The organism is Sphingomonas sp., from assembly GCF_039594485.1.
Lineage (GTDB): Bacteria > Pseudomonadota > Alphaproteobacteria > Sphingomonadales > Sphingomonadaceae > Sphingomonas.
Genome location: NZ_JBCNNI010000008.1, coordinates 30,948 through 56,461, shown reverse-complemented (window position 1 = coordinate 56,461; position 25,514 = coordinate 30,948). Strand labels below are relative to the sequence as shown.

Sequence of the window (25,514 nt, the reverse complement as noted above, 5' to 3'; positions counted from 1 at the left end):
GGGGCCTTTTCAGATCAATGCCGGAAGTGGCGCATGCCGGTGAATACCATCGCCAGCCCGGCTTCGTCGGCCGCCGCGATGACCTCGTCGTCGCGGATCGAGCCGCCCGGCTGGATCACCGCCGTCGCCCCCGCCTCGACCGCCGCGAGCAGCCCGTCGGCGAAGGGGAAGAAGGCGTCCGACGCCACCGCCGAACCGATGGTGCGGGGTTCGGCCCAGCCCGCCTTCTCGGCGGCGTCCTTGGCCTTCCACGCCGCGATCCGCGCCGATTCCAGACGGTTCATCTGCCCTGCGCCGACGCCCGCGGTCGAACCGCCCTTGGCATAGACGATGGCGTTGGACTTCACATGCTTGGCGACCGTCCAGGCGAAACGGCAATCGGCCAGTTCCTGCTCAGTCGGCGCGCGCTTGGTCACGACCTTGAGCATGTCGTCGGTCAGGCGGCCATTGTCGCGGCTCTGGACCAGCAGCCCGCCCGCGATCGACTTCATCATCAGCCCAGCCCGCGACGGATTGGGCAGTTCGCCCGACAACAGCAGGCGGAGGTTCTTCTTGCGGGCGAAGATCTCACGCGCCTCGGGGCTGGCATCCGGCGCGACCACGACCTCGGTGAAGATGCCCGAGATCGCCTCGGCCGTCTCGGAATCGAGCGGACGGTTGCAGGCGATGATGCCGCCGAACGCCGACACCGTGTCGCAGGCGAAGGCCGCCTGATAGGCCTCCAGCAGCGTCGCGCCGCTGGCCACGCCGCAGGGGTTGGCGTGCTTGACGATCACCACGGTCGGCGGGCCGTCGATGAACTCCGACACCAGTTCCAGCGCGGCATCGGCGTCATTGAGGTTGTTGTAGCTCAGCGCCTTGCCCTGCAACTGCTCGGCCTGGGCGATGCCCTGGCCGCCCCGCTGCGGAATATAGAGCGCGGCGACCTGATGCGGATTCTCGCCGTAGCGCAGCGTCTCGGGATGCTTGGTGAAGGCCAGCGGCAGGGTCGCCGGGAAGGCCTCACCCTGGTCGGCGAAGGCGAACCACTGGGCGATCGCCGAGTCATAGGCGGCGGTCGCGGCAAAGGCCTTGGCGGCAAGGCGCTGACGGGTCTTCAGCGTCGAGGCGCCGTCATTCGCCGCCAGTTCGGCCAGGAAATCGGCATAGTCGGCCGGGTCGGTCAGGATCGAGACATAGCCATGGTTCTTCGCCGCCGAACGCACCATGGACGGGCCGCCGATATCAATATTCTCGATGATCTCGGGCCGCTCGGCCCCCTTCGCCACGGTCTGCTGGAAGGGGTAGAGGTTGACGACGACCAGGTCGATCGCGCCGATGCCATGCTCGGTCATCGCGGCGGCATGGGCGGGATCGTCGCGCACCGCGAGCAGGCCACCATGGACCATCGGGTGCAGCGTCTTGACCCGGCCGTCCATCATCTCGGGGAAGTTCGTGACCTCCGAGATGTCGCGCACCGGCAGCCCGGCCTCGCGGATCGCCTTGGCGGTGCCGCCGGTCGAGACGAGGTCGACCCCGCGCTCCGCCAGCGCACGGGCCAGTTCGATGACGCCGGTCTTGTCGGATACCGACAACAGCGCGCGGCGGACCGGCACGGTATCGACGGAGGGAGCGGTGGGAAGCGAAACGGCCATCGGTGCAGCGGTCCTGAAACTGGGAGAAGAGTTCGCCGCCCCGATAGACTCCGATTCGCCGAAGCGCAAAATGTGATTCGGACAGGCCCGCTCCCCAAAGGGGAGAAGCGGAGGTCAGTTCGCCACCGCCACGGGTCCGCGTGGCGGGCCGGCGGCATCGGCGACCGCCGCCGCGACATTCTGGATCAGCAACTGGCGCTTGCGGATATCCTCGGTCGTGTCGCCGATCATCACCGCGATCGCGAAGCGGCGGCCATCGGGGGCGGTCAGCAGGCCGACATCGTTGAAGCCCGCATTGCGACGGCCGAGATCCTGCCCCGTGCCGGTCTTGTGCGCGATCTGCCAGCCCGAGGGCACCGCGGCGCGCAGGCGGGCATGGCCGGTGCGCGAGGCCTGCATCGTATCGATCAGGATGCGGGTCGAGGTTTCCGACAGCAACTCCCCGCGCGCCAGCCGGGCGAGCGCATCGGCGATGGCGATCGGCGCGGCGCCGTCGGGTGGATCGCCGACATAGGCATCGAGCGCCGCCGTCCGCGCCGCCGGGTCGAGCCGTGCCCGCGCCGCCTGGAACGCGCCCGCCATGGCGAAGGCCGGTTGCCAGCTCAGCCCGGCGGTCTTCGCCTGGAGCAGCCGCTCGCCCGGGCCGAAGCGGATATCGCCCAGCCGCTTGTTCGCGATCATCGCGCGCACCGCCGGCGGCCCGCCGACATAGGTCAACAGCCGGTCGTTCGCGGTATTGTCGCTCTGGGTCAGCGCCCGGGTGAGGAGTTCGCCGACCGTGGTGTGGTATCCGTCGCCCTTGACCAGCATCGCGATCGGCTGATGGAACAGAGTCAGGTCCTCGCGGCGGACGACGATCGGTTCGTCGAGGCGCGCGCGCCCCTGGTCGCGCAGGTCGAGCAGGGTGATCGCGACCCATAGTTTCGACACCGATTGCTGGGGCAGGCGCTGGCGCCCCCCGACCTCGACCGTCCAGCCGTCATCGACCGCGCGGACCGCGATGCCCTTCTTGCCGGAAAAACCGGCGGACAGGTTGTTGATCGCGCTGACGAGCCCGGCGGGTGCGGCCGGCGCGCGGCTGGGGCGGGGTGGGGGGAGCGGCATCGACACGGCGATCTGGGGTTCGGGCGCGCTGGGCACGCGGGCGGTGGACCCCGGCCGCGTATCGGCCCCGCAAGCCGCCAGGGCCACGAGAAGAAAACCAGCCGACAGAATACGCAGCCCGCCGCTCGATACCCGTTTCGTCACCGCCATACCCCGCTCAACCCGGATATCCTTACGCGTTGACCTCATGGGGGAAATCCCCCCCAACATGCCTTGCGACGAAAGGTCGCAAGGGCACGATAAAACGCGAAACCCTTTACGGGATCAAGATCGTATCGGCCGCCTCGGCCAGCGTGTCGGGATAGTCGAGCGTATAATGGAGCCCCCGGCTCTCCTTGCGATGGAGGGCGCAGCGGACGATCAGTTCGGCGGTCTGGAGCAGGTTGCGCAGCTCGATCAGGTCGGGCGTGACGCGGAAATGGCCGTAATAGTCGTTGATCTCCTCGGTCAGCATGCGGATGCGGTGCTGCGCGCGTTCCAGCCGCTTGGTGGTGCGCACGATGCCGACATAATTCCACATGAAGCGGCGGATTTCGGTCCAGTTCTGCTTGATGACCACCTCTTCGTCCGAATCGGTGACGCGGCTTTCGTCCCAGGGGCGGATCGCGGGGGGCGGGGGCAGTTCGTCCCAATGCGCCTTGATATGGTTGGCGCACGCCTCGCCATAGACGAAGCATTCCAGCAGCGAGTTGGAGGCGAGGCGGTTGGCACCGTGCAGTCCCGACTGGGACACCTCTCCCGCCGCATAGAGGCCGGGCAGGTCGGTGCGCCCGTCGCGGTCCACGATGACGCCGCCACAGGTATAATGCTGCGCGGGCACGACCGGGATCGGCTGCACCGTCATGTCGATGCCCAGGCTCAGCAGCTTTTCGTGGATGTTGGGAAAATGCTCGCGGATGAAGGCGGGCGGCTGGTGGCTGATGTCGAGATGGACATAATCCAGGCCCAGCCGCTTGATCTCATGGTCGATCGCGCGCGCCACGATGTCGCGCGGCGCCAGTTCGGCGCGGGGGTCGAGGTCGGGCATGAAGCGATGGCCGGTCTCCGGGATCTTCAGATGCCCGCCTTCGCCGCGAACCGCCTCGGTGATCAGGAAATTCTTGACCTGGGTGTTGTAGAGGCAGGTCGGGTGGAATTGCATGAACTCCATGTTCGACACCCGCGCGCCCGCGCGCCACGCCATCGCGATGCCGTCCCCCGTCGCCCCCTTGGGCGCGGTGGAGAATTGATAGGTGCGGCCCGCGCCGCCCGTCGCCAGGATCGTCGCGCGCGCCGTGTGCACGACAACGCGCCCCGTCCGCCGGTTGACCGCATAGATGCCCCAGACATGGCCCGCGCCCGAATAGCGCATTTCGTGGCGGCTGGTGGCCAGATCGATCGCGACCTGATCGGGGACCAGGGTGATGTTGGGATGCGCCTCCGCCGCGCGCAGCAGCGCGTCGAGCACGGCCCAGCCGGTCGCGTCGGCGACATGCACGATCCGGCGATGCGAATGCCCGCCCTCGCGCGTCAGATGGAGCATATTGCCCTCGGTCGCGAAGGGGACGCCCAGCTTTTGCAGCCGCTCGATCGCGGCGGGGGCGTTCTCGACCACGAACTCGACGGTGGCGCGGTCGTTCAGGCCCGCGCCCGCGACCATCGTATCCTCGATATGGCTCTCGAACGTATCGCCGGGTTCGAGCACGGCGGCGATCCCGCCCTGCGCCCACGCGGTCGAGCCTTCGTTCAGCTTGCCCTTGGCCAGCACCGTCACCTTGAACCGGTCGGCCAGGTTGAGCGCCGCGGTCAGCCCGGCCGCGCCCGATCCGACGATCAGGATATCGGATTCGGTCATGCGCGGACTCCTTCGGGCGCGGTGGCGGGATACATTGCGCACCCTGTGGCACGGACGGCGTGCGGGGGACAGGGGGTAAGCGTCTTGCCTTGGATAAGCGGGCTTCCCACCTCTGGGCGATGACGTTGGCCCGGCCCGATTGGCGCGACCGTCTTCGCGCCGCGATCCCCACGGGGCTGATCGTGGGCGGCCTGGGCTATGCGCTCATCCTGGGGCTGGGCTTCGCGCCGAGCCTGCCGGTCCCGTCGCCGGCGCTCGACAGCTTCGACGTGGTGCCCCCGGCCCCGCCGCCACCGCCCCGGATCCAGCCCAGAAAGGTCCAAACCCACCGCCCGCGCGGCGCCGCCGCGCCGCCCAATATCCGGTCGCAGGCGACCGAGGTCGTCGCCCCCCCGCCGGTGGTCGTCCTGCCGCCCGTCTCGCCCGTCATCGCCGCGCCCGTCGCCGGGACGGGCGCGGACCCCAGTCAGGGCGCCTCCGACAAGCCCGGCCCCGGTACCGGCGCGGGCGGGATCGGCAATGGCACGGGCAGCGGCGGTTCGGGCGACGGCGACGGTTATGGCGAGGAAACCCCGCCGCGCCGGATCAAGGGGCGCATCAAGGACTCCGACTATCCCGAGGCCGCCGCCGATGCGGGGGCGAGCGGGACGGTGCAGGTGCGCTACTTTGTCAATGTCGATGGCCGGGTCAGCGGTTGCGTCGTCACGCGCAGCAGCGGCAATGCCGCGCTCGACGAGACGACCTGCCGGTTGATCGAGCAGCGTTACCGCTACGACCCCTCGCGCGACGCCGATGGGCGGCCGGTGCGATCGATCATCGTGGTCAACCAGGACTGGGTGCTGGAGCGGATTCCCGCCGAGCGATGAGGGTGGGGCCGGGGGCACGATGCCGCTTCCACTTCCACGCATCTGACATCCCTGCGTCCTCCGCGCCTCCGCGCGAACCACTTTCTTCTGACCCTATGCCTCGTTCCGCCCGCGCGCAGCCGAAGGAGAAAGCTAGGCCTCCACGCTCCGCGTCAGCGACAGGAACACGTCTTCCAGATCGGCTTCCTTGGTCGAGACATCGACGATCCCGAATCCGTCCGCCTGCACCGCCGCGAGGACCTGGCCCGCATTCACCTTGTCCTTGGCATAGGTGATTTCCAGCGTGCGGCTGCCCTTCAGGACGATCTTGCCGAAGCTGGCATGGTCGGGCACCGAGGCGACATCGCGATCGACCGTCACCGCGACCACTTTCTCCTGCGCCTTACCGACCAGCTCGCGGGTCGGTTCGTTGGCGACCAGGCGACCATGGTTGATGATCGCGATCCGGTCGCACAGCTCCTCGGCCTCTTCGAGATAATGGGTGGTCAGCACCACCGTCACGCCCTGCTCATTCAACTGGCGGACATAGGCCCAGAGCTGCTGGCGTAGTTCGATGTCCACGCCCGCCGTCGGTTCGTCGAGGACGAGGACGGGCGGCGAATGGACCATGGCTTTCGCGACCATCAGGCGGCGCTTCATGCCGCCCGACAAGGTGCGGGAATAGGCGTTCGCCTTGTCCTCCAGATGCACCGCGCGCAGCAGCTCCATCGATCGCCGCTCGGCCTTGGGGACGCCGTAAAGCCCGCCCTGGATCTCCAGCGTCTCGAGCGGCGTGAAGAACGGGTCGAACAGGATCTCCTGGTTGACGATGCCGATCGACGCCTTGGCGTTGCGCGGATGCCTGTCGATGTCGAAGCCCCAGATCGACGCCGACCCTTCGGTCTTCATGACCAGGCCGGCCAGGATGTTGATCAGCGTCGACTTGCCCGCGCCATTGGGGCCGAGCAGCCCGAAGATCTGCCCCCTCGGCACATCGAAGCTGACCCCGTCGAGCGCGCGCTTGCCGCCCTGATAGGTCTTGGCGATGCCCTGGATCGAAATGGCGGCTTCGGAGGATACGGTCATGGGGCCAGCGATAGGCGCGCGGGGCGGACAGGCCAAGCCGGTTTCGCCCGTGTTTCGGCAATTGCACGCACGCACGCGCCTTGCTATCGCGAGGGCATTATGTTGCCGCCGCCCGAAACCACCCGCGTCACCCAGACCCGCGTCGCTTGCGACGGTGCCACCGACATTCCGGGCGGCGCCGCGCTCGGCCATCCGCGCGTCTGGTTGCAGATCGACGAGACCGGTTATGTCGATTGCGGCTATTGCGACCGTCGCTTCGTGCTGATCGGCGGTCCGGCGGACGGTGCGGACCAGTCGAAGCTGGTCGACCATGGGGATGGCGCCGGCCGCTGAGCCGCCTATATCGGTGGCATGACCTCCGCCACCGATCCCCGCTCGTTCCTCTATCGTGACACGCTCGATCCCGAAGCGGCGCTGCGGCTGACCGCCAACGCGCTGTCGCGCGCCGATGATGGCGAGCTGTATCTGCAATATAAGCGGTCGGAGGCGTTCGGCTTCGACGACGGGCGGCTGAAGACGGCCAGTTACGACACGCATTCGGGTTTCGGCCTGCGCGCGGTGTCGGGCGAAATGACCGCCTTTGCCCACGCCAATGAACTGTCCGAGGCCGCGATCAAGCGCGCCGCCGAGACGATGGCGCTGATCGATCCCGCCAAGGGCGCCGCCGCGCCGCCGCCACAGGGCACCAATCGCCACCTTTATACCGCGACCGATCCGCTGGACCTGATCCCCTTCGCCGAGAAGGTGTCGCTGTGCCAGACGATCGACGCCGCCGCCCGTGCGCGCGATCCCCGCGTCGTACAGGTGTCGGTCGGCCTGTCGGGAAGCTGGAGCGTGGTCGAGCTCGTCCGCGCCGACGGCTTCGTCGCCACCGATGTCCGGCCGCTGGTGCGGCTCAACATCTCGGTCGTGGTCGAACAGAATGGACGACGCGAGACGGGCGGTTTCGGGATCGGCGGACGCTATCTTTATGACCGGCTGGTCGCGCGCGAGACCTGGGAGCGGGGCATCGACGTCGCGCTGACCCAGGCGCTCGTCAATCTCGATTCGGTGGCCGCCCCGGCGGGCGAGATGACGGTGCTGCTCGGGCCGGGCTGGCCGGGCGTGTTGTTGCACGAGGCGATCGGGCATGGGCTGGAGGGCGACTTCAACCGCAAGGGCACCTCGGCCTTTTCGGGACGGATCGGCGAGCGGGTCGCGGCGCCGGGCGTCACCGTGGTCGATGACGGGAGCCTCGCCGACCGGCGCGGCTCGCTGTCGATCGATGACGAGGGCACGCCCACGCGCGAGGTCGTTCTGATCGAGGACGGCATCCTGAAGGGCTATATGCAGGACCGGCTCAACGCGCGCCTGATGGGGGTTGCGCCGACCGGCAATGGCCGTCGCGAGAGCTTCGCCCATGCGCCGATGCCGCGCATGACCAACACCTTCATGAAGGGTGGGCAGGACGATCCCGCCGAACTGCTGTCGCGGGTGAAGAACGGCATCTTCGCCAAGTCGTTCGGCGGCGGACAGGTCGATATCGTGTCGGGCAAGTTCGTCTTCTCCTGCACCGAGGCGTACCGGATCGAAAACGGCCGCCTAGGTGCGCCGATCAAGGGTGCGACGCTGATCGGCGACGGGCCGAGCGTGCTGACCAAGGTGACGGGCATCGGCAACGACTTCGCACTGGACGAAGGGATTGGCGTCTGCGGCAAGGGCGGGCAGAGCGTTCCCGCGGGCGTGGGGCAGCCGACGCTGCTGGTCGAGGGATTGACCGTCGGCGGCACCGCCCTGGCGGCGTAACCGGCTTTCCGGCCATGAGGGGCTGCCTAAAATTCGGGCAGTTCGGGGTGGTTGCTTAAATTTTGACCGAAGCTGGCGTGCCATTGCCCCCGGTGGCACGCCATTTCCCCAACAAAAGTCACAAAACGTAAACTGGCACACCCCTTGCTAGGCTTGGCCCAGGAAACGCTAAAGGGGGCGCAGGTGAAGCTGATCATCGCTATCATCAAGCCGTTCAAGCTCGACGAGGTGCGCGAGGCGCTCACGACTCTGGGCGTGGCTGGCATGACGGTGACCGAGGTGAAGGGGTTCGGGCGGCAGAAGGGCCAGACCGAAATCTATCGGGGGGCCGAGTACAGCACCAACATGGTGCCCAAGATCAAGGTAGAGGTCGTCTGCGCGTCCGAGATCGCCGACCGCGTCGTCGAAGCGATCCAGTCCGCCGCCAACACCGGCGCGATCGGTGATGGCAAGATCTTCATGCTCGATGTCGGCCAGGCCGTGCGCATCCGCACCGGCGAAACCGACGAATCGGCACTCTGAGCGAGGGGGGGATTTCGATGAAGCATGTCACCAAATTGGCGACCGGCGCGGCGGGCCTCGGCCTGACGCTCTTCGCCGCTCTGCCCGCCTGGGCCCAGGACGTCGCCGCGCTCCAGTCGCCGGCCACCGCCGCGCCGGCGGCGACCGTGAACAAGGGCGACACCGCCTGGATGCTCACCTCGACCGTGCTGGTCATGATGATGATCCTGCCGGGCCTGGCGCTGTTCTATGGCGGTCTGACCCGCGCCAAGAACATGCTGTCGACCATGACCCAGATCGGCGCGGCTGCCTGTCTCGCGATGCTGATCTGGGTGATGTACGGCTATAGCCTGGCCTTCGGGCCGGACGTGTCGGGGGGCGCGTCCAACTTCATCTCCGGGCTCGGCAAGGCGTTCCTGAAGGGCGTCACGCCCGCCAGCCAGGCCGCGACCTTCACCGCGGGCGTCGAAATCCCCGAATATGTCTTCATCTGTTTCCAGATGACCTTCGCCGCGATCACCGCCGCGCTGGTGCTGGGCTCGGTCGTCGAGCGGATGAAGTTCTCGGCGGTCATGGCGTTTACCGCGGTGTGGCTGACCATTGTCTACTTCCCGATCGCGCATATGGTGTGGGCATCGTCGGGCCTGTTCTTCAAGGCGGGCGCGCTCGATTTCGCGGGCGGTACGGTGGTGCACATCAACGCCGGTGTCTCGGCGCTGGTCGCCGCGCTGATCCTGGGCAAGCGCATGGGCTATCCGACGACCCCGATGCCGCCGCACTCGCTGACGCTGACGGGTGTCGGCACCGGCCTGCTGTGGGTCGGCTGGTTCGGGTTCAACGCCGGGTCCGCGCTTGAGGCCAATGGTTCGGCCGGTCTGGCGATGATCAACACCTTCGTCGCGACCGCTTCGGGTGGCCTGTTCTGGATGCTCGCCGAGCGTCTGGCGGGGCATAAGGGTTCGGCGCTGGGCTTCTGCTCGGGCATCGTCGCCGGTCTGGTCGCGGTGACGCCGGCGGCGGGCAACTCGGGCCCGTTCGGCGCGATCGTGCTGGGCGCCATCGCCAGCGTGGTCTGCTTCTACGCCGTGTCGGTCCTGAAGCCCAAGCTCGGCTATGACGACGCGCTCGACGCCTTCGGCGTGCACGGCATCGGCGGCATGATCGGCGCGATCGGTACCGCCGTGGTCTATGCCCCGTCGCTCGGCGGTCCGGGTGCGGCAGATTACGTCATGAGCTCGAAGCTGCTGGTCCAGCTCGGCGCGGTCGCCACGACCATCGTCTGGGCCACCATCGGCACCGTCATCGCCATGTACATCGCCAAGGCGGTCACTGGCCTGCGTGTCTCGAAGGAAGTCGAGCAGGAAGGCCTCGACCTCGGCGAACACGGCGAGCGCGCCTACAACTGATCGGGAGCGGGGGCGACAGACCCCCGCACCCCACGACGTTCCTCCTGCGGACGACCTAAGCCCGGTGCGGCAACGCACCGGGCCTTTTTTGTGTCTGTTGCTGAGGCGGGACTGCATCACGTCCGCGAAGGCGGGGAGGCGATCCGTTTGAGCAGGCTCGCACAGGCGATCGAGCTTCGCCAGAGCGGGAGGAGCAAGTCCCATCTTCCGTTCGCACGGAGTGAAGTAAATGCACCGGACTCGCCCGCGGACAAGGCGGGGCGAGGCTGTTGATTTCGTTCAGGCTGAACGGAGGCGAGTGGGGGGCGTTTACCGCCCCTTAGGCCCTGCCGCCGGGCCTGCCGGTTGCTGCGACCGTTGGGCCGCCTTGGCTGCCTCATATTCGTCGAAGGTCCGCGACAGCAGTGCCTGCGCCTCCTTTTCGGTTACCTTGCCGTCCTGGTTGGCATCCGCCTTCGCGAACCACAGATCCGCCAGGCGTCCGGCATGGACCGCGTCGATCTGCTTCTGGCCATTGCCCATGCGCATGATCGCGGCCTTGACCTCGGCCTTGGTCAGCACGCCGTCATGATTGGTGTCGCGCGCCTTGAACTCGCGCGAGAATTTGGCGGCGGCCGAGGCACGGGTATCCTGCGCCATGGCGGGCATGGCGAGGGTCGCGGCGACCAGGCCGGTGACGAGGAAACGGGTCATGGCGCAAACTCCTGAACGGGACATCATCGCCGCTCCTGACGGCCTCTGGCTGTCGCCGCAATGAACAAGAGGGGGAACGACCCCAACCGAAGGTTGCGTGAGGGGCGTCGAGCGCATAGGGGCCGGGGCAAATCCATCCCCTCTTCCGAAGGACTTTGCCGTGAGCGAAGATATCAAGCGCGTCGTCCTCGCCTATTCGGGCGGCCTCGACACCAGCGTCATCCTCAAGTGGCTGCAGCAGCATTATGGCTGCGAGGTCGTGACCTTCACCGCCGATCTGGGCCAGGGCGAAGAGCTGGAGCCCGCGCGCAAGAAGGCGGAGATGGCGGGCGTGAAGCCCGAGCACATTTTCATCGACGATCTGCGCGAGGAGTTCGTCAAGGATTATGTCTTCCCGATGATGCGCGCCAATGCGCTCTATGAGGGGCTGTACCTGCTCGGCACCTCGATCGCGCGGCCGCTGATCGCCAAGCGCCAGATCGAGATCGCCAAGATGGTCAATGCCGACGCGGTCAGCCATGGCGCGACCGGCAAGGGCAACGACCAGGTCCGTTTCGAGCTGGGCTATTATGCGCTGAACCCCGACATCAAGGTCATCGCGCCGTGGCGCGAATGGGACCTGACCAGCCGCACCAAGCTGATCGAATTCGCCGAGGCGCATCAGATCCCGGTGTCGAAGGACAAGCGCGGCGAAGCGCCCTTCTCGACCGACGCGAACCTGCTGCACACCTCGTCCGAGGGCAAGGTGCTGGAGGATCCGTGGGATGAGGTCCCCGATTATGTCTATTCGCGCACCGTTAACCCGGAGGACGCGCCCGACGTCCCCGAGACGATCACCATCGATTTCGAACGTGGCGACGGCGTCGCGCTGAACGGCGAGGCGTGCTCGCCCGCGACGCTGCTGACCAAGTTGAACGATCTGGGCCGCAAGCACGGCATCGGTCGCCTCGACCTGGTCGAGAACCGCTTCGTCGGCATGAAGAGCCGCGGCATGTACGAGACGCCGGGCGGCACCATCTATGCGCTCGCACACCGCGGCATCGAGCAGATCACGCTCGACCGGGGTGCCGCGCACCTGAAGGACGAACTGGCGCCGCGCTATGCCGAGCTGGTCTATAACGGCTTCTGGTTCTCGCCCGAGCGCGAGATGCTGCAGGCCGCGGTCAACCACAGCCAGGAGAAGGTGACCGGCACCGTCCGCCTGAAGCTGTACAAGGGCCAGGCGATCGTCACCGGCCGCAAGTCGCCCTACAGCCTGTATTCGGAAAAGGTCGTCACCTTCGAGGACGACCAGGGCGCCTATGACCAGCGCGACGCGGCGGGCTTCATCAAGCTCAACGCGCTGCGCCTGCGCCTGCTGGGCCGCCGCGACCGGATCTGATCTGGGTTCGGTACGGAATGTCGAAAGGGCGGATGGGGAAACCTGTCCGCCTTTTTTCATGGGTAAGGTCCTGAGGCTAGGCAAAGGCCGCCCGCTCGCGGCGATCTTCCCCGCCGGGCCCCTCCGAACATGGGTGAGCCTGTCACCGCCGCCCCAACAACTTGCCGCACCGCACCAAGGCGGATGCTTGTCCAATCCCCCTTCGATCCGCTAGGCCGGACGGCATGAATGGGGGAAATCTCAACTGGTGGCAGACGCGATGGTTCGTGGCGGCCATGGCACTGCTCGCCGCCCTGCCGCTGATCTGGCCGACCGTGCCGCCGCTGGTCGACCTGCCGGGCCATATGGGGCGCTACCGCGTCCAGCTTGAATATGCCCATCAGCCCTGGCTGGCGAACTGGTATCATTTCGAATGGCAGTTGATCGGCAATCTCGGCATTGACCTGCTGATCGAGCCGCTGGCCCCGATCTTCGGGCTGGAACTGGCGGTCAAGCTGATCGTCATCGCGATTCCCGTACTGACCGTCACCGGCCTGCTCTGGATCGCGCGCGAGGTGCAGGGACGGATCCCCGCCACCGCACTGTTCGCGCTGCCGCTGGCCTATAGCTATCCCATCCAGTTCGGCTTCGTGAACTTCGCGCTGTCCATGGCGCTGGCGCTGAACCTGTTCGCGTTGTGGCTGCGCATGGGGCGGCTGGGCGCGGTCAGGCTGCGCGCGGGGCTTTTCGTGCCGCTGTCCTGCATCCTGTGGGTCGCGCATACCTTTGGCTGGGGCGTGCTGGGCGTGCTGGCCTTCTCGGCCGAGCTGATCCGCCAGCATGATATCCGCCGCGCCAAGGGGGCTCGGGGCGTCAAGGGCTGGGCGGAAGCCGCCTTCCGGGCCGGGATCGGCTGTATCCCGCTCGCGCTGCCGATGGTGATGATGGTGCTGTGGCGCTCGGGCGATCATGTCACCGGCCAGACCACCGACTGGTTCAACTGGCGGTGGAAGATCAACTGGGTGACGATGGTGCTGCGTGATCGCTGGATGGCGTTCGACCTCGCCTCGGTCACGGTGCTGTTCCTCGTGCTGCTGAAGGGCGTGCGCGACGAGCGGGTCGAATATTCGCGCAATCTGGTGCTGACGGCGGCGTTCCTGGCGGTCGTCTATCTGCTGTTGCCGCGCATCGTGTTCGGATCGGCCTATGCCGATATGCGGCTGGCGCCCTATGTGCTGGCCATCGCGCTGATCGCGCTCCGTCCTCGCCGTGGGTTGTCGCTGCGTGGCGCGTCGACGCTGGCGGTGGTCGGGCTGCTCTTCTTCGTCGTGCGCATCGGCGTGACGACGGTCAGCTTCGTGATGTACAGCAATGATTATGACCGGGTGCTGGCCGCGCTGGATCATGTGCCGCCGCGCGCGCGGTTGCTGACCTTTGTCGGCCGTCCCTATTGCGCCGATGTCTGGCCCTCCAGCCGGCTGGAGCATGTCGCCGGCCTCGCGCTGGAGCGCAAGCTCGCCTATGCCAATGACCAATGGTCGATGGCCGGTGGCCAGTTGCTGACCGCCCGCTACGCCCCTGCCAAGCGTTTCGCGCATGATCCCTCGGAGATCGTGACCCCGCGACGCTGCCGGGGCCAGTGGTGGCGGCCGATCGACACCGCGCTGAAGCTGTTGCCGCGCGATGCCTTCGACTATGTCTGGCTGGTCCATCCGCCGCGCTATGACGAGGCGTTGACGCGGGGCATGACGCCGATCTGGCGATCGGGTCGCGATGTGCTCTACCGGATCGACGATCGCCGCCCGATCATCGACCCGGCCGCCTATGAACTGCTGAGCCGCCCGCTGCCCAGCGACGATCTGCGGCCGCCCCCCGCGCGGCGCAGCACCCCGCCCGACAAGGACGGGAATTAAGAACCCATCCTTGTCTGAAACCCGCTCGTTCGCGGGTTTCCGACAGGGCCCCTAACCCCGGCGGAACGGGGTCAGCTCACCCAGATGGTCGCTCTCCGCCGCGATCGCCGCCCGCTCGCGGGTCAGGAATTCCGCCACGGCGCGGCGAAAGGCGGGGTGGGGGATGTAATGCGCCGAGAAGGTCGGCACGGGCGCATAGCCGCGCGCCAGCTTGTGCTCGCCCTGCGCCCCGGCCTCCACGGTGGAGAGGCCGCGCGCGATGGCGGCATCGATCGCCTGATAGTAACAGAGTTCGAAATGGAGGAACGGCACCTCCTCGATCGCCCCCCAATAGCGGCCATAGAGCGTGTCCGCACCGATCAGGTTGAGCGCGCCCGCGATCGGCACGCCGTCGCGCTCGGCGAGGATCAGGAGGACCTTGTCGCCCAGTCGCTCGCCGATCCGGTCGAACGCCGCGCGGGTCAGATAGGGTTGGCCCCATTTGCGGCTGCCGGTGTCCTGGTAGAAGATCCAGAAGGCGTCCCAATGCGCTGGCCGGATGTCGGCGCCGCTCAGGTGGCGGATGGTCAGCCCCTCCACGGCGGCGGCGCGTTCCTTGCGGATCGCCTTGCGCTTGCGGCTGGCAAGCGCGGCCAGGAAATCGTCGAAGCTGCGATAGCCGTCATTGCGCCAGTGGAACTGCACCCCCTCGCGGATCAGCCAGCCCGCCGCCTCGAAATGCGTGAGCTGGTCGGGCGCGACGAAGGTGACGTGCGCGGAGGACAATTCATTCTGGTCGGTCACCGCCTCGATCGCGCCGATCAGCGCGGGGGCAAGGGCCGGGTCGCGCAGCAACAGGCGCGGCCCCGGCACCGGCGAGAAGGGGGAGGCGATCTGGAGCTTGGGATAATAACGCCCGCCCGCCCGTTCCCAGGCATCGGCCCAGCCATGGTCGAAGACATATTCGCCCTGGCTATGCGCCTTGAGATAGGCGGGGGCGATCGCCGCGGGCTGGCCGTCCGGGCCGTCGATGACGATCGGGGCGGGGGTCCAGCCCGATCGGCCGCCGACGCTGTGGGATTCCTCCAGCGCGGTCAGGAAAGCATGGCCGACAAAGGGATTGGCGGTGCCCGCGCACGCATCCCACGCTTCGGGGGACAGCGCGGCGACGCCGGACAGGATACGCGCGACGGCGGTTGTCATCGCCGACCGATATGCGGTTTGAAGCAGAGCGGAACAAGGGCTCCATTGCATTCCCGCCCTGCAAGGGGAGGGGGACGATGCGAAGCATGGTGGAGGGGTGCCGGTGGCGGGTTTCGACGGACCTCGCCAATCGGGCCACCCCTCCGTCAGGCGCTTGGCCTGCCACCTCCCCAAAGACAGGAGGAGGAAAGAAAGGTCAGGCCAGGGCGATTATCGCGTCGACCTCGACCGCCGCGCCCAGCGGCAGCACCGGCACGCCGACCGCCGAACGGGCATGGCGGCCCGCATCGCCGAACAGCGACACCATCAGCTCGGAGGCGCCGTTGGCGACCTTGGGCTGGTCGGTGAAGTCGGCGGCGGAGTTGACGAACACGCCCAGCTTCACGATGCGCTTCACCTGTGAAAGGTCGCCGTTCAGATATTTCTTGATCTGGGCGACCAGCATCAGGCCACAGGCCTGCGCGGCCTTCTGTCCGTCCTCCAGCGAGACGCCTTCGCCCAGCCGCCCGGTGACGAGCTGGCCGTCGATAAAGGGGAGCTGCCCCGAAATATGGAGCAGCCCGCCCGCCTCGACGACGGGGACATAGGCGGCGACGGGGGCGGCAGCCTCCGGCAGGGTGAGGCCGAGCTGCTCGAGCGCGCGATCGATATGGGTGGTCATGGTCGAGAGACATGGCGCGAGGCCGCCCGCCGGGTCAAGAGGGGGCTCAGGCGTCCGCCGGGCGTCCCTCGGCGAATCGCGCGGCGATCCAGCGTTCCGCCTGCCGCCAGTCGTCGATCCGGGCATGGGCGTGCGGCGCCGGGGCGACGTGCGGGGCCATTTCCGGCTCCGACACCATGTGCAGCCGGTGCACCCCCGGCGCATGCTGTGCCACCGACTCATGATGCTGGGGCAGGTCGTCGACGAAGACGGTGACGGGGTCGCCATGCTCGGCGACCAGCCTGGCCACCGGCTCGCCCTTGCCGCCATTGTTGCACTGGACCCGGTGGACGATGCCGAAGCGGGCGAGCTGCTCGATACGCGGCTGGCGGCATTCCTCGACCAGATTGGTCAGGATGACGATATCGGCGGTCTTCGCCAGTTCGGCCAGCGCCTCGGCCGCATGCGGCACCAGGGTCTGGCGGTCCATCTGGCCGGGGAAGAAGCCGTGGAGCAGATCCCAGGCTTCGCCCTGGCTCGGGGCCGGGCCACCATTTCGTCGCGTCATCGCGCCGAAGAAATCATGGCGGTCGAGCGCGAAGTCGATGTCATGCGCCTCGTCCAGCCAGCTGCGGAAATGGCGCACCATATGGACCAGCACTTCGTCGCAATCGCAGATCAGCAGCGGCTTCATGCGCCCTCCAGCATCCGGCGAGCGGCGACCAGCGATTCGGGGCGCTCGCCCAGATTCTCGGCACAGGTGACCAGATCGGCCTCATGCCCCTCCAGGAAGGACAGGATTGCCGCCAGCATCCCGGGTTCGCCCGCGCCGCCGCGCAGTTCCTCGACCGACAGGCCGGTCAGCGCGAGCAGCCGTTCGGCCCGCTGCGGGCTTTGCAGCGTCCAGACCAACGCCTGAAGCGCCAGTGCCATGGCGGGTGCGATCCGTTCTGGGTTCCGTTCGGGTCTGATTGTATCCGGTCCGGGCATTGCCTATCGTCAACCTTGGTAATGGTGGAGCGGGCGTGACAAGAAAGGTGCTCGTTGTCGAGGACAACGAACTCAATCTGAAACTCTTCTGCGACCTGCTGCGCGCACACGGCTTCACGGCGGAGCCGGTGCGCGACGGGCGCGAGGCGGTGGCGCGCGCGCGCGAGGTCGAACCCGACCTGATCATCATGGACATCCAGATGCCGCACGTCACCGGCTATGAACTGATCCTGGAGCTGAAGGCCGACGAGGAGCTGTGCCGCATCCCGGTCATGGCGGTGACCGCCTATGCGGGGCGCGACGACGAGGATCGCATCCGTGCCGCGGGGGCGGACGCCTATGTCTCCAAGCCGATCAGCCTGATGCGCTTCATGGAAGCGGTGAACGGGTTGGTGTGAGGACATCCCATCCTCCGCCACGTGCTGCAACGGAGGGAGCGTAAAGGGTTTCTGGTTCGCGCAGAGGCGCGGAGGACGCAGAGGATGCCGTCCTCCGGGCTGGCGCCTCGCGAAACAAGTCTCGGGGGAGACAGGCTGTCTTCCGACCCAAGCGGGTCCCCTCTGCGTCCTCTGCGCCTCCGCGCGAACCCACTGATCGCCTGTAGCGCGCTCAGTCTTCCGAATCGTCCGCGACCGGCGCGGCCTTCCGCCCCTTGAACCCCTGCGCCACCACGAACCATTCCACCGACCCCTTGCGGCTGGACGGCGGCTTGGCGTGTTTCACGGTGGCGAAGTGGCGCTTCATTTCGGCGACGAGCTGCGAATCGGCGCCGCCCGCGAACACCTTCGACACGAACACTCCGCCCGGCGACAGCACGTCGCAGGCAAAGGCGAAGGCCGTCTCGACCAGGCCCATGGTGCGCAGCGCGTCGGTCTGCGGATGGCCGACGGTGTTGGCCGCCATGTCCGACATGACGAGGTCGGGCGCGCCGCCCAGCGCCTCCATCAGCCTGTCCGGCGCGGCATCGTCCATGAAGTCCATCTCAAAGATGGTGACGCCGTCGATCGGGTCGACCGGCAACAGGTCGATGCCGACCACGCTCGCATTCGGCAGCTTGCGCCGCACGACCTGGCTCCAGCCGCCCGGTGCGATGCCGAGATCGATGATCCGCTTCTTGCCGCGCAGGAAACCGAACCGCTCGTCCAGCTCGATCAGCTTATAGGCCGCGCGGCTGCGATACCCTTCCGCCTTGGCGCGGCGGACATAGGGATCGTTCAACTGGCGCTCCAGCCAGCGGGTCGATTGCGCGGTGCGGTTCCGGGCGGTGCGCACGCGCTGGTGCAGCCCCGAATTTCCTCTGCTCACGGTCTGGCGATTCCCATCAAACGGCGCAGGATCCCCTCGCGAATCCCACGGTCTGCGATCCCTAGCCGCTCGGCGGGCCAAAGGTCCAATATCGTCTCCAGGATCGCGCAGCCCGCGACCACCAGATCGGCGCGCTCCGGCCCGATGCACGCCACCTTGCCGCGCGCGGCCAGGCTCTTGCGCGACAGCTCGGTGCTGATCGATCGCATCGCCGCGGTCGGCACGATCAGCCCGTCGACCGCCGCGCGGTCATATTGGCTGAGGCCCAGATGGACGCTGCCCAGGGTCGTCACCGTCCCGCTGGTGCCGAGCAGCCGGGGACGCTTCAGGTTCCGGGGAAGACGGGCGGCGAAGGGGGCGACGCTGTCGGCCACGATCTCGCGCATCCGGGCATAGGCGGCCAGCCGCCCCGCCTCACCCTCGCCGCCGCCCGCGCTTTCGGTCAGCGAGACGACGCCCCAGGGCGCGGAATGCCAGTCGAGGATGCGGGGGCTGGGGCCGCGCGTGTCGACCAGCACGAGTTCGGTCGACCCGCCGCCAATGTCGAAGACCAGCGCCGGGTCCTCCCCCGGCTCGATCAGCGCGTGGCAGCCGAGCACGGCAAGCCGCGCCTCTTCCTCGGCCGAGATGATGTCCAGGTGGATGCCGGTTTCGGCAAGGGCGCGTGCGATGAAGGCGGGGCCGTTGGCCGCCCGCCTGCACGCCTCGGTCGCGACCGCGCGGGACAGGGTGACGTTGCGGCGCCTCAGCTTGTCGGCGCAGACCCGAAGCGCCGCGATGGTGCGGTCGATCGCCGCGTCGGACAGGCGGCCGGTCGTCGCGAGTCCTTCGCCCAGCCGGACGATGCGCGAAAAGGCGTCGATGACCGCAAAGCCGCCGCCATGGGGCCGCGCGATCAGCAAGCGGCAATTGTTGGTGCCCAGGTCGAGCGCGGCATAGGCCTGCGCATCGGACCACCGGCCACGCGGGGGCCGGGGGGGCGCCGGACGGGCAGGGGACTTGGCCTGCCGGTACGGCCGTCGGGTGGGTGGTTCCCCCATCGCCGTATCTCGCTTTATTCTGTTCTATCCGTCACGGACATGAGCGTCCGCCGGTGCTTGATCTCAAAGGTAGCGAGTCGTCACGCGGGCTACAAGACGTTGCGCCGCAATGCCCCCCCCAAAGTCTGTTGACAAGACCGGGCGACCCGCCTAGAGGCACGCCCCTGCCTGATGCCCCGTCGTCTAAAGGTAAGACCACGGACTCTGACTCCGTTAATTGAGGTTCGAATCCTCACGGGGCATCCAGATTTCCAACATCTGCCGGGATAATCGGTCCGTTGCGGTATGTCGCATGGTCCCTGATCCCTTGCTTATGGCGTGACTCGGCCGTTCGCACGCGCAGGGCCGTGCATCGGGCTGGACCGCGAATCCACAACTCGACACCGCCGGAACCATCAGGTCTGACAGGATGACCCCGTCGCAGAGGACGCGGCGGGCCACCTCGCGGCGTTCTTCACGACCGTCCTGGTGAAGGCCTTTGCGCAAACAGCTTGCATCAAAAGTCCATTGACACCATCATCAATATATACATATTAGGATGCGTTCATATGTTGATGTTTGTATGACACCGGATGAGGGAGCGCAACTCGCAGACCTGTTCCGCCTTCTGGGCGAACCCAATCGGCTAAGGCTGGTGGTGGGATGTCTCGAAGGGCCGCGGACCGTGGGGGAACTGACGGAGGAGGTGGGCGTGAGCCAGAGCCTCGTCTCGCAGCACCTGCGCCTGTTGCGGGCGGGACGACTGCTCAAGCAGAGTCGACAGGGGCGAAACGTCCTCTACGAGCTGCCCGACTGCCACATACGGACCATGCTGACCAACATGATCGAACATGTGCTCGAACCCGATCATGTCCATGAGGAGTAAGTAAAATGGCCGTTACCGTCGAACAAGTGAAGTGCGCCTGCGCCGATTGCGTCTGCATCGTTCCCGTCGGCAGCGCGATCGAGGCCGAAGGCCGCAGCTTCTGCAGCGATTCCTGCGCGCAGCATCATGCGGGCGGCACCGGTTGCGACCACGCGGGCTGCACCTGCCACGGGTAACCGAATGGGAGCCGGACGCGACGCGCGTTCGGCTCCTTTAACGTGCCGGCGATCTTTTCGCATCTGCGCCCGGCACCGCTTCGCCGGGATGAAGTCCGGCACGAGCCCCTGTATCGCCTGGCGCGCCTTGTGGCCGCGACGATGACGAGGGGACCGGACGTCTCGTCACAAGGACGATTCCCCTATATCCCCGCCTACGACCGCTTTATCGCATGTCCGGTGACGGGGGGATAGGATGCGCATGGTTCGACGCGGCCATATGGTCTGGGCGGCGGTAATGCTGGGGCTGGTGTCGCTGGCGCTGGCCTGGGCGACCGGGGGGATCACCCGCAGTTTCCTGGGACCGGACGAATCGGCGCATTACGTCAACACGCTGTTCATCGCCGACTGGCTTTGCGCCGGGCTGCCCGATCCCATGCCGTTCGCGCGCGATTTCTATGCCCATTATCCCAAGCTCTCGATCGGGCATTGGCCGCCGGGCTGGTATGCGGTGCTGGCGCCCGGCTTCGCATTGCTCTGGCCATCGCCGTTCGCGGCGGCGCTGTGGAGTGCCTTCGTCGCGGGATTGCCCGCGGTGCTGGTGTTGTGGGCGCTGAACCGGGCGGGCGCGCCGCGCATGGGGCTGGCCGCGGCGGTCGCCATGCAGACCTTGCCGCTGGTGGTCGGCAGTGCGCAGTCCTTCCTGCTCGACCAGCCGGTGGCGCTGGTCGTGGGGCTGGGCGCGATCGCCTGGTTGCGGGCGGTGGAAGAACCTGGCTGGTGGCGGTTCGCGCTGTTCGGTATGCTGGCCGCGTTCGCGCCGCTGGTGAAGGGCAATGGCGCGCTGATCGCGCTGGTCCCGGCGATCGAGATCCTGCTCGCGCGGCGATGGGCCCTGTTGCGCGATCTTCGGCTATGGGTGGTCGGGGTGGCGGTGCTGCTCGTGGTCGCGCCCTGGTATTATGTCTCGTTCCGCATCTCGGCGGGGGGATTCAACTATGCGCCGGGGCTCGATTATGCCTGGCTGGCCCTGTCGACCAATGTCGGGGCGCTGATCGGCGACCTGGGATGGATCGCGTTGCCGCTGATGGCGATCGGCGCGGTGGCGGGCTGGCGTGACGAGCGGGCGCGGCCGGTGGTCCGGCTGGCGATCGCGGTCATCGTGGCGACGCTGACCCTCCAGTCGATCGTGCCCGCCGCGCTCGACCCGCGCTATATCCTTCCGCTGATCCCCTGGACGGTGATGCTGGTCGCGCTGGCGATCGTCCTGATCTGGCGATCCGGGACGCGGGCTGCGCGGGGGATCGCGGTCCTTGCCGGGGTGGCGGCGCTGGTGCTGCCGGTGGCCGCGCTGGTCCGGGCCGAGCCCAAGCGCGACATGGACGCACCCGCCGTCGTCGCCGTCATGCGCGCCGTGCCGGGCATCTGGATGGTCGATGGTCGCGCGGGCGGCGAGGGGGCGATCATCGCCGAAGCGGCCTGGCAGGATCGCGGCCGCCGCGCGCTGTGGACGGCGCGGGCGTCGCAATGGCTGTCGGGCAGCGACTTCATGGGGCGCGGCTATCACCTGATCGCCCGCACGCCGGGCGAGGCGGCGGCGATCCTGGCCCGGATCGGCGTGTCGGGCGCGGTGATCGTGCGCGACCGGATGCGCGACGCCTATCCGCACAGCGCGATCCTCACCCGCGCGGTGGAGGGCGGCGCGTATCAGGTCCGGCGACGCCCCTTCGCAAAAGGCGAGGGCGAGGTCGTCATCGCCACCCACAGGGGCGGCGTGACGCCGCATCCCGAGCTTTTGGCGCAGGGCGGCGGATCGGCCAATCTGGACGCGATGACCCGCTAGCCGCGGTCGAAGGGCCTTATGCCGGTTCCACCGCGTCGAGCAGGCCGGAGGGGGGCACGTCGCTGACCAGGCCTTGCAGCCCGAATGTGTCGAGCCCGATCGTCATCAGGGCGAGCGTCCCGCGCAGTTCCTCCGCGTCGATATCGCGGGTGATGAAGACCAGCCGCGTGCGGCGGTCGTCGGATGGCCACTCATCCAGCAGCACCGGCGGGTGGAAGATGTGCTGCACGCCGTGGATCACCACCGGCTTCGGCTCGTCCTCCAGATGGACGATGCCCTTGATGCGGAGGATGTCGGGGCCCTTGAACATGGTGAGGACGTCGAGCCAGCGCTCGAAGGCGTGCGCCTTCAACGGCTCGTCGAAGGTCAGGCAGGTTGCGCGGATGCGGTCGTCGTGCCGGTTCACGTCGTGATGGTGATGATGGCCGCCATGGTCATGACCGTGATGATGGCCATGATGCCCGTCCTGTTCATGATGCCCATGCTGTTCATGATGGTCGTGACCATGATGATGGGGGGCTTCATAGGCTTCGGCGTTCAGCCAGCGCCGGACATCGTTGCTCTTCGTCTCGGGATTGTAGAGACCGGCATCGAACAGCCTGTCGGGTGATACCGCGCCGTTGACCGCGACGATCAGCGGTGCGGAGGGGTTCAGCGTTCGCAGCCGTTCGGTCAGCGCCTGCCGATCCTCCGGCGACGCGAGGTCGGTCTTGGTCACGAGGATGCGGTCGGCGACGGCGGCCTGCTTGATCGCCTCTTCCTGCGCGTCGAGCGTGGCCATCCCGTTGACGGCATCGACCGTCGCGATCACGCCGTCGAGCCGGTAGAGGGTGCGCAGGCGATCGTCGGTCATCAACGTGTGGAGGATCGGCGCGGGGTCGGCGAGGCCCGTCGTCTCGATCACCACCCGGTCGAACCAGCACAGGCCGTCGCGCGCGAACCGCCAGGGTGCGTCGCGCAACGTGCGCGCCAGGTCGCCCCGGATCGTGCAGCACAGGCACCCGCCGATCATCTCCACCACCAGATCGTCATGCGATCGTGCGATGAGATCATGGTCCAGGCTGACCGCGCCGAATTCGTTGATGATGACGAGCGCCCGGCTCATCTGCGGCGCACGCACGAGCTGGTTGAGCAAGGTGGTCTTGCCGCTGCCGAGAAAGCCGGTCAGCACCGAAACCGGGATCAGCGCCTCCGGGCCGGAGAACAGGCGCCGCTGGTCGTCAGCCATGGGCGATCCATCCCTGCCGGCTGACCGCGCCGAAGAACTGGTCGACACGGTGTCGAGCGCCCATGGTCCGGGATTCCTTCACGAATGACCCCTTCATCGAAGGACGGCGCAGGCGATGCGCGCACCGGCGCCGCCGATGGGCTGGGTTTGGTAATCGTCTGGATTGGCATGAATGACGAGGGCGGCGCCATCGGCATCCTTCAGGGCGGGACGCCCCCCTGTGCCGGTCAGGGAAACCAGCGTCGAATGAAGCTCGACGGTGGCGCTGCCATCCGCCTGAACGAACAGGTTCGGCAGGTCGCCCGCGTCATTCGCGCCCGGGACGAGGAAGCCGTGCACGATCGGTTTGGTCGCATGGACATGGCCGCCCGCCGATGTGAACGCGGCGTCGGAACAGTCGCCCTTCTCGTGGAAATGAATGCCATGCCAGCCGGGCGGCAGGCCGGTCGCCTCGATCCGCAGCAGCACGCCCGAGGGGGTGTCCCGCACGCTGACGGTGCCGTGCCGCGTCGCGCCGGCGCCGAGGAGCGGGCTCGCCTCCGGTTCGGCGGCCTGAATCGGGGCCGCCAGCGTCAGCGCCAGGGTAAAGGACATCAAGCCAATACGCATTTTACGCATGGGAAACTCCATCAGCGAGGAAGGCGGGATCGCGCGCATGTCGCCCGATCCCAGGATCGCAGGGGTGCCGGGGTGGACGCGCGGGACGGCGGCACCCGGGGCCGGCATCGCCATGGTCATTCGGCCATTTCCAGCATCCGTTCGCCCCATGCCGGGAAGGGATCGCGCAGGCCCCGCCACAGATCCGGCGTAAAGGCCGCGACCGGCAAGAGGCAGGCATCGAGCCGGGCGCGGATATGCGCCTCGTCCATATCGATGCCGATGAACACCAGCTCCTGCCGCCGGTCGCCCCAGATCGCGTCCCAATGGCCTGAAACGAAGCGTTCGAAACGGTCATCGTCGGGCCATTGGTTCTTCGGGATGCTCGCCCACCAGCGGCCCAGCCGCGCGCTCATCGTCTGCGCGCCCGCCACCGCCAGCTCGCCGACCCAGTCGGGCCGGGTCGCCAGCCAGAAATGCCCCTTGGCGCGCACGACATGGTCCAGCCCGCCATCGGTCAGGAAGGCGTGGAACTTCGCCGGATCGAACGGTGCCCGCGCGCGGTAGACGAAGCTCTCGATCCCATATTCCTCGGTTTCGGGAACATGGCTGGCATAGCCGTACAATTCCTTCGCCCAGAGCGGGTGCCGCGCCGCCTTCTCCTCGTCGAACAGGCCGGTATCGAGAATGGCGTCGAGCGGCACCTTCGCGTGGTCGCAGGCGATGATGCGCGCATCGGCATTGAGGCTGGCGACCAGCTTCTTCACGACTGCAAGCTGCTCGGGGGACACCGAGGACGCCTTGTTGACCACCACCACATCGGCGAACTCGATCTGCTCGACCAGCAGGCCGACCAGGCTGCGCGTGTCATCCTCGCCCATCGACTCGCCGCGATCGGCCAGGAAATCCTGGCTCGAATAATCCTTGAGCAGGTTGATGGCGTCGACCACCGTCACCATCGTATCGAGCCGCGCGACATCGCCCAGTGACACGCCCGCCTCGTCGCGAAAGGAGAAGGTGGAGGCGACCGGCAGCGGTTCCGAAATGCCGGTGCTTTCGATCACCAGATAATCGAACCGCCCGGCCTGCGCGAGCGTGCGCACCTCCTGCAACAGGTCGTCGCGCAGCGTGCAGCAGATGCAGCCATTGGTCATCTCGACCAGAGTCTCCTCGCTGCGGGACAGCGCGGCATCGCCACCCCGCACCAGATCGGCGTCGATATTCACCTCGGACATGTCGTTGACGATGACCGCCACGCGCCGCCCTTCACGATTGGCGAGAATGTGATTGAGCAGCGTGGTCTTCCCCGCCCCCAGAAAGCCCGAGAGCACGGTGACCGGCAGGCGCGACGGGCCGGTGTCGACGATCGAAAAAACATTGTCCATTCGGAGACCTACGAATCATGATACAGTGTATCATTACTCCGCATTGGACGAGGAAGTCAAAGAGGGTGGCTAGGGTCCGGTGACATGCGCAGGTCGCGCAAGCCGGGGCGGACGGCTTTGCCC

The 25,514-nt window shown here is 67.4% G+C and carries 25 protein-coding genes and 1 tRNA gene; 12 read left to right on the top strand and 14 right to left on the bottom strand.

Annotation, left to right across the window (positions count from 1 at the left end):
- Window positions 1-14: 14 nt before the first annotated feature.
- From purH to nadB, 3 genes are all read right to left on the bottom strand, one after another.
- Window positions 15-1,634: a bifunctional phosphoribosylaminoimidazolecarboxamide formyltransferase/IMP cyclohydrolase gene (purH, locus tag ABDV78_RS05315; protein ID WP_343526233.1), complete on the bottom strand. Its 1,620-nt coding sequence runs from the start codon at window positions 1,632-1,634 to the stop codon at window positions 15-17.
- A gap of 114 nt (window positions 1,635-1,748) precedes the next feature.
- Window positions 1,749-2,927 (bottom strand): serine hydrolase, encoded by a 1,179-nt coding sequence (locus ABDV78_RS05310; RefSeq protein WP_343526232.1) that lies wholly within the window; start codon window positions 2,925-2,927, stop codon window positions 1,749-1,751.
- A 67-nt stretch (window positions 2,928-2,994) separates the two neighbouring features.
- Window positions 2,995-4,572, bottom strand: a complete 1,578-nt coding sequence (nadB, locus tag ABDV78_RS05305; RefSeq protein ID WP_343526231.1) for an L-aspartate oxidase — start codon at window positions 4,570-4,572, stop codon at window positions 2,995-2,997.
- A 119-nt stretch (window positions 4,573-4,691) separates the two neighbouring features.
- Between nadB and ABDV78_RS05300 the strand changes: the two genes are divergently transcribed.
- The gene (locus tag ABDV78_RS05300) at window positions 4,692-5,438 is read left to right on the top strand and encodes an energy transducer TonB (RefSeq protein WP_343526230.1); all 747 of its coding nucleotides are present in this window, start codon (window positions 4,692-4,694) and stop codon (window positions 5,436-5,438) included.
- 132 nt (window positions 5,439-5,570) lie between these two features.
- On the opposite strand, the gene ABDV78_RS05295 is transcribed toward ABDV78_RS05300, so the two are convergent.
- Entirely contained in the window at window positions 5,571-6,503 is a 933-nt protein-coding gene (locus tag ABDV78_RS05295) for an ABC transporter ATP-binding protein (RefSeq protein WP_343526229.1), read from the bottom strand.
- A gap of 99 nt (window positions 6,504-6,602) precedes the next feature.
- On the opposite strand from ABDV78_RS05295, the gene ABDV78_RS05290 reads away from it, so the two are divergent.
- The 4 genes from ABDV78_RS05290 (at window position 6,603) to ABDV78_RS05275 (ending at window position 10,195) form a co-directional block, all read left to right on the top strand.
- Window positions 6,603-6,836, top strand: a complete 234-nt coding sequence (locus tag ABDV78_RS05290) for a zinc-finger domain-containing protein (RefSeq protein ID WP_343526228.1) — start codon at window positions 6,603-6,605, stop codon at window positions 6,834-6,836.
- 18 nt (window positions 6,837-6,854) lie between these two features.
- On the top strand, window positions 6,855-8,288 hold the full coding sequence (gene tldD, locus ABDV78_RS05285; protein ID WP_343526227.1) for a metalloprotease TldD: 1,434 nt from the start codon (window positions 6,855-6,857) through the stop codon (window positions 8,286-8,288).
- 183 nt (window positions 8,289-8,471) lie between these two features.
- Entirely contained in the window at window positions 8,472-8,810 is a 339-nt protein-coding gene (locus tag ABDV78_RS05280) for a P-II family nitrogen regulator (RefSeq protein ID WP_343526226.1), read from the top strand.
- A gap of 17 nt (window positions 8,811-8,827) precedes the next feature.
- On the top strand, window positions 8,828-10,195 hold the full coding sequence (locus ABDV78_RS05275; protein ID WP_343526225.1) for an ammonium transporter: 1,368 nt from the start codon (window positions 8,828-8,830) through the stop codon (window positions 10,193-10,195).
- 309 nt (window positions 10,196-10,504) lie between these two features.
- On the opposite strand, the gene ABDV78_RS05270 is transcribed toward ABDV78_RS05275, so the two are convergent.
- Window positions 10,505-10,888 carry an EF-hand domain-containing protein gene (locus tag ABDV78_RS05270; protein ID WP_343526224.1) on the bottom strand — a complete coding sequence of 128 codons (384 nt, stop codon included), beginning with the start codon at window positions 10,886-10,888 and terminating at the stop codon, window positions 10,505-10,507.
- A gap of 160 nt (window positions 10,889-11,048) precedes the next feature.
- Between ABDV78_RS05270 and ABDV78_RS05265 the strand changes: the two genes are divergently transcribed.
- Together ABDV78_RS05265 and ABDV78_RS05260 are read left to right on the top strand one after the other, a co-directional pair.
- Window positions 11,049-12,269, top strand: a complete 1,221-nt coding sequence (locus tag ABDV78_RS05265) for an argininosuccinate synthase (RefSeq protein ID WP_343526223.1) — start codon at window positions 11,049-11,051, stop codon at window positions 12,267-12,269.
- 224 nt (window positions 12,270-12,493) lie between these two features.
- Window positions 12,494-14,161 carry a hypothetical protein gene (locus ABDV78_RS05260; RefSeq protein ID WP_343526221.1) on the top strand — a complete coding sequence of 556 codons (1,668 nt, stop codon included), beginning with the start codon at window positions 12,494-12,496 and terminating at the stop codon, window positions 14,159-14,161.
- 51 nt (window positions 14,162-14,212) lie between these two features.
- Here ABDV78_RS05260 and ABDV78_RS05255 read toward each other — a convergent pair whose 3' ends face one another.
- The 4 genes from ABDV78_RS05255 to ABDV78_RS05240 form a co-directional block, all read right to left on the bottom strand.
- Window positions 14,213-15,343: a GNAT family N-acetyltransferase gene (locus tag ABDV78_RS05255; RefSeq protein WP_343526220.1), complete on the bottom strand. Its 1,131-nt coding sequence runs from the start codon at window positions 15,341-15,343 to the stop codon at window positions 14,213-14,215.
- A gap of 196 nt (window positions 15,344-15,539) precedes the next feature.
- Window positions 15,540-16,004, bottom strand: coding sequence for a RidA family protein (locus ABDV78_RS05250; RefSeq protein WP_343526219.1), 465 nt, complete (start codon window positions 16,002-16,004; stop codon window positions 15,540-15,542).
- A gap of 46 nt (window positions 16,005-16,050) precedes the next feature.
- Window positions 16,051-16,677, bottom strand: a complete 627-nt coding sequence (locus ABDV78_RS05245; RefSeq protein WP_343526218.1) for an HAD family hydrolase — start codon at window positions 16,675-16,677, stop codon at window positions 16,051-16,053.
- Window positions 16,674-16,916 carry a DUF3572 domain-containing protein gene (locus tag ABDV78_RS05240; protein ID WP_343526217.1) on the bottom strand — a complete coding sequence of 81 codons (243 nt, stop codon included), beginning with the start codon at window positions 16,914-16,916 and terminating at the stop codon, window positions 16,674-16,676. The genes ABDV78_RS05245 and ABDV78_RS05240 overlap by 4 nt, the downstream gene beginning before the upstream one ends.
- A 92-nt stretch (window positions 16,917-17,008) precedes the next feature.
- Between ABDV78_RS05240 and ABDV78_RS05235 the strand changes: the two genes are divergently transcribed.
- Window positions 17,009-17,371: a response regulator gene (locus tag ABDV78_RS05235; protein ID WP_343526216.1), complete on the top strand. Its 363-nt coding sequence runs from the start codon at window positions 17,009-17,011 to the stop codon at window positions 17,369-17,371.
- Between the two features lie 211 nt (window positions 17,372-17,582).
- Here the strand turns inward: ABDV78_RS05235 and ABDV78_RS05230 are convergent, their stop codons facing one another.
- Both ABDV78_RS05230 and ABDV78_RS05225 read right to left on the bottom strand, forming a co-directional pair.
- Window positions 17,583-18,278 carry an RlmE family RNA methyltransferase gene (locus ABDV78_RS05230; protein ID WP_343526214.1) on the bottom strand — a complete coding sequence of 232 codons (696 nt, stop codon included), beginning with the start codon at window positions 18,276-18,278 and terminating at the stop codon, window positions 17,583-17,585.
- Window positions 18,275-19,318, bottom strand: coding sequence for a Ppx/GppA phosphatase family protein (locus ABDV78_RS05225; RefSeq protein ID WP_343526213.1), 1,044 nt, complete (start codon window positions 19,316-19,318; stop codon window positions 18,275-18,277). The genes ABDV78_RS05230 and ABDV78_RS05225 overlap by 4 nt, the downstream gene beginning before the upstream one ends.
- A gap of 172 nt (window positions 19,319-19,490) precedes the next feature.
- Between ABDV78_RS05225 and ABDV78_RS05220 the strand changes: the two genes are divergently transcribed.
- The 4 genes from ABDV78_RS05220 (at window position 19,491) to ABDV78_RS05205 (ending at window position 22,181) form a co-directional block, all read left to right on the top strand.
- Window positions 19,491-19,564: transfer RNA gene (locus tag ABDV78_RS05220), tRNA-Gln, on the top strand.
- A gap of 292 nt (window positions 19,565-19,856) precedes the next feature.
- Entirely contained in the window at window positions 19,857-20,183 is a 327-nt protein-coding gene (locus ABDV78_RS05215; protein WP_343526212.1) for a metalloregulator ArsR/SmtB family transcription factor, read from the top strand.
- Between the two features lie 5 nt (window positions 20,184-20,188).
- The gene (locus ABDV78_RS05210) at window positions 20,189-20,359 is read left to right on the top strand and encodes a metallothionein (protein ID WP_343526211.1); all 171 of its coding nucleotides are present in this window, start codon (window positions 20,189-20,191) and stop codon (window positions 20,357-20,359) included.
- Window positions 20,360-20,594: 235 nt separating this feature from the next.
- Window positions 20,595-22,181 carry a glycosyltransferase family 39 protein gene (locus tag ABDV78_RS05205; RefSeq protein ID WP_343526210.1) on the top strand — a complete coding sequence of 529 codons (1,587 nt, stop codon included), beginning with the start codon at window positions 20,595-20,597 and terminating at the stop codon, window positions 22,179-22,181.
- Between the two features lie 16 nt (window positions 22,182-22,197).
- On the opposite strand, the gene ABDV78_RS05200 is transcribed toward ABDV78_RS05205, so the two are convergent.
- The 3 genes from ABDV78_RS05200 to ABDV78_RS05190 all read right to left on the bottom strand — a co-directional run bounded on the left by ABDV78_RS05200 (window position 22,198) and on the right by ABDV78_RS05190 (window position 25,391).
- The gene (locus ABDV78_RS05200; protein ID WP_343526209.1) at window positions 22,198-23,409 is read right to left on the bottom strand and encodes a GTP-binding protein; all 1,212 of its coding nucleotides are present in this window, start codon (window positions 23,407-23,409) and stop codon (window positions 22,198-22,200) included.
- A gap of 93 nt (window positions 23,410-23,502) precedes the next feature.
- Window positions 23,503-24,147: a superoxide dismutase family protein gene (locus tag ABDV78_RS05195; protein ID WP_343526208.1), complete on the bottom strand. Its 645-nt coding sequence runs from the start codon at window positions 24,145-24,147 to the stop codon at window positions 23,503-23,505.
- Window positions 24,144-25,391 (bottom strand): GTP-binding protein, encoded by a 1,248-nt coding sequence (locus ABDV78_RS05190; protein ID WP_343526207.1) that lies wholly within the window; start codon window positions 25,389-25,391, stop codon window positions 24,144-24,146. Before ABDV78_RS05190 ends, ABDV78_RS05195 begins: the two co-directional genes overlap by 4 nt.
- Window positions 25,392-25,514: the final 123 nt, after the last annotated feature.